The sequence below is a fragment of the Bartonella sp. AP21QHHD genome, from assembly GCF_042196205.1.
Taxonomy (GTDB): Bacteria; Pseudomonadota; Alphaproteobacteria; order Rhizobiales; family Rhizobiaceae; genus Bartonella.
On the sequence record NZ_JBHIPT010000041.1, the window covers coordinates 1 to 2,743 of the forward strand.

General features: G+C 35.0%; 4 protein-coding genes. All 4 read left to right on the plus strand.

The genetic code is table 11. The features are described 5' to 3' along the window. Nucleotides 1–252 precede the first annotated feature (252 nt). The gene (locus tag ACFIMC_RS03150) at nt 253–600 is read left to right on the plus strand and encodes a hypothetical protein (RefSeq protein WP_375633772.1); all 348 of its coding nucleotides are present in this window, start codon (nt 253–255) and stop codon (nt 598–600) included. After that, on the plus strand, nt 587–1,045 hold the full coding sequence (locus tag ACFIMC_RS03155; protein WP_375634978.1) for a hypothetical protein: 459 nt from the start codon (nt 587–589) through the stop codon (nt 1,043–1,045). Before ACFIMC_RS03150 ends, ACFIMC_RS03155 begins: the two co-directional genes overlap by 14 nt. Before the next feature lie 332 nt (nt 1,046–1,377). Beyond that, nucleotides 1,378–2,148 (plus strand): hypothetical protein, encoded by a 771-nt coding sequence (locus ACFIMC_RS03160; RefSeq protein WP_375633770.1) that lies wholly within the window; start codon nt 1,378–1,380, stop codon nt 2,146–2,148. Nucleotides 2,149–2,359: 211 nt separating this feature from the next. Continuing rightward, nucleotides 2,360–2,743 (plus strand): single-stranded DNA-binding protein (gene ssb / locus ACFIMC_RS03165; RefSeq protein ID WP_375680781.1); only part of this gene is annotated, 384 nt, incomplete at its 3' end.

Sequence of the window (2,743 nt, forward strand, 5' to 3'; positions counted from 1 at the left end):
CGCATTTCATTCATGAGAATAGGCAAGCCTAGTGAAGAGCAACATAACAGTAGCAATTCTAAAGCGGCTTAAAACAGCAAACTAGTGAAAAGTGCTGATCATTTTACGATTAGACATGCATTTAAATCGACAAAAAGGTACCATACAAAGCGATTTAAAGATTTTACTATAAAACATATCCGCAATATAAAACGCTCTGTACGGTCAAATTTTAGGTAAATAGACCAATTGGTAAAATTATGGACTAAAAACATGAGAATATTAAAAGACCTGTTCTTAAAAAAGCGTAAACAACCAATGCAAAAAGAGTTTATTGCAACAGCTGTTGGTTATGTTCCTTGGGGGGACGGAGCAGAGGAGTATTTTTACAACCTCTACGAATATGAAGACGGCACAAGAGAGTGTGAAAAGTTTGATGGCGGCCAGTATTATACCACACCAGAAAATGCGGATTTTAGTACCAAAGCGCAAGTGAAAGCTTGGGTTTACGGTGGGAATATTCCGAAAAGCGTTCTCAATTACGAGCCTCTTATAGACGAGATCAACAGAGAGATCAAAAAATTATCGAAAACCGCAGGAAATAAATATGTTTACAGATAAGCAGCTAAGAGCCTTGTTTGGCATTATAACTTTTATATTTTTATGTTTTTTAGGAATTAAAAAAAATCCCTACTTTATTCAAAGTATTTTGATATTCGCATCTGTTTCTTTGGTAATAGTCACAGCGGTTTTTGCAATTTTATGCAATTCTCATATTCCTTTTGAGTTGCAGAACAATCCAAAATACAAACGCAGCAACACAACAGGTTGGAAGATATTAACACGTGATTTACAACAGTATATGCACCGACTCTTAAAGCTAATAAGTTTAGCACTTGTCGTTTTAATTTTTCCAAATAGTTATACTGTATTTTGGTATTTAGATATCGTTATTTGGTACTTTTTTTTAATTTATTCATTCTTTCTCATGTTGCATACACGCAGTTTAATAAACATGTCCATTTACGCACTACATTTTATAATAAAAACCAAAAGTAAAATTTAAAAGCGCTTGATATTCAACTAGGTAGGTATCAAAATGAAAAAAAAATAAAAAATACGTATTGACTTTAAAGAAAAGTTCGTTTAGAAAGGTCGACAAGTGCTCAAAACACTTAATCGTAAGCGGATAAATCACGATAAGGTTTTTCCCATTTCTTTAAATACTGGCTGTCTTTTATGTTATGATTAGCATATAATGATTGTGTCGGGTGTGGTCACACCATACAATACTCTTTATGAGAAAAGTGTGACGACGGACTTACGACCGTGTTTTGAACACCCGGCGCCCTTTTAGGGTTGTCAATTCAAAACTATATTTTCGTAAGGATTACTAGCATGAACGCTACAGTTAAAAATCAAAAAACATCTCCAAAATATGAACTTACTAATGAAAACCGCGTTGTTAACGGTGTGACTTTACACCGCATTAAAGCTTTAAAAGACTTTGCTGATGTTAAGATGGGGGATTTAGGTGGTTTTATTGAAAATGAAGATAACCTCTCTCATGATGGCAATTGCTGGGTTTATGATGATGCTATGGTTATTCAAGCAAGCGTTTCCGAAAATGCCAAAATACGCAATAAAGCCTGCGTTGTGAATTGGGCTAGGGTTTATGGTAATGCCGTGATTAGTGATCAGGCATGGGTTTTGAATGATAAGGCACATGTTTATGACAATGCAGTCATTAATGGCAATGCAAAAATTGGAGGCTATGTTTTTGGCAATGCCGTTGTGAGTGATAATGCCGTTATTACAGAGGGGGCTCTTATTTACGATAATGCCCGTGTTTATGAAAATGCGTATGTGAGTGGGCTTGTGTTTAATGATGCCCATGTCTATGGGAAATCACGCCTTTCTGCGTGGTCAAAAGCTTATGGAAATGCTCATGTTTTTGATAAAGCTATAGTTTATGATGGTAGCAATATTTATGACAATGCCAAGGTTTCTGGCTCGGCGCGTGTTGGTCCCTGTGCAAAAATTCACGATAATGCTCATGTGAGTGGCAAGGCACAAATTTGTCAATTTACAACAATTTATGGCAATGCTGTGCTTAAAGAAAATAAGAAATTTTCTGAAGATGTCTGTGGTGTTGATAAAGCAGCGTAAATAAAATAACGGCGGTGCGGGGGCGCCTGCTTTAAAATAGAAAAAAGAAAGCCATGTCATTTGCGTGATGTGGCTTTATGTTTATCAAAAGATAAAAAAACATAATTTTATATGTTAAAAAATAATAATATCCTTTTGAAATAATTGAAAAAATATGCAAATCATGCTAGGATTTTGTATGTATTAAAATACAAGTTTAAGGTAAAAAAACATGCTAAATAAAGTGATGTTAATCGGGCGTTTAGGTGCTGATCCCGAAAGCAAAACAATGAATTCTGGAGCAGAAATAGTCAATTTTAGTATAGCAACTTCTGAAAGCTATACGGATAAAAATACTCATCAAAAAGTAGAGAAAACGGAATGGCACTCCATTGTGGTTTTCAATCCACATTTGGCAAAAATTGCACTTCAATATCTCAACAAAGGTTCAAAAGTTTACGTAGAAGGAAAATTACAAACACGCAAATGGCAAGATAAAAATGGGCATGACCATTACACAACAGAGATTGTCTTGCCACAATTCAAAGGCGAGTTGTATTTGCTTGATGTAAAGAAAGATCAATCTGCCCCTTCTTCCGTTACTTCTCAAAATTAT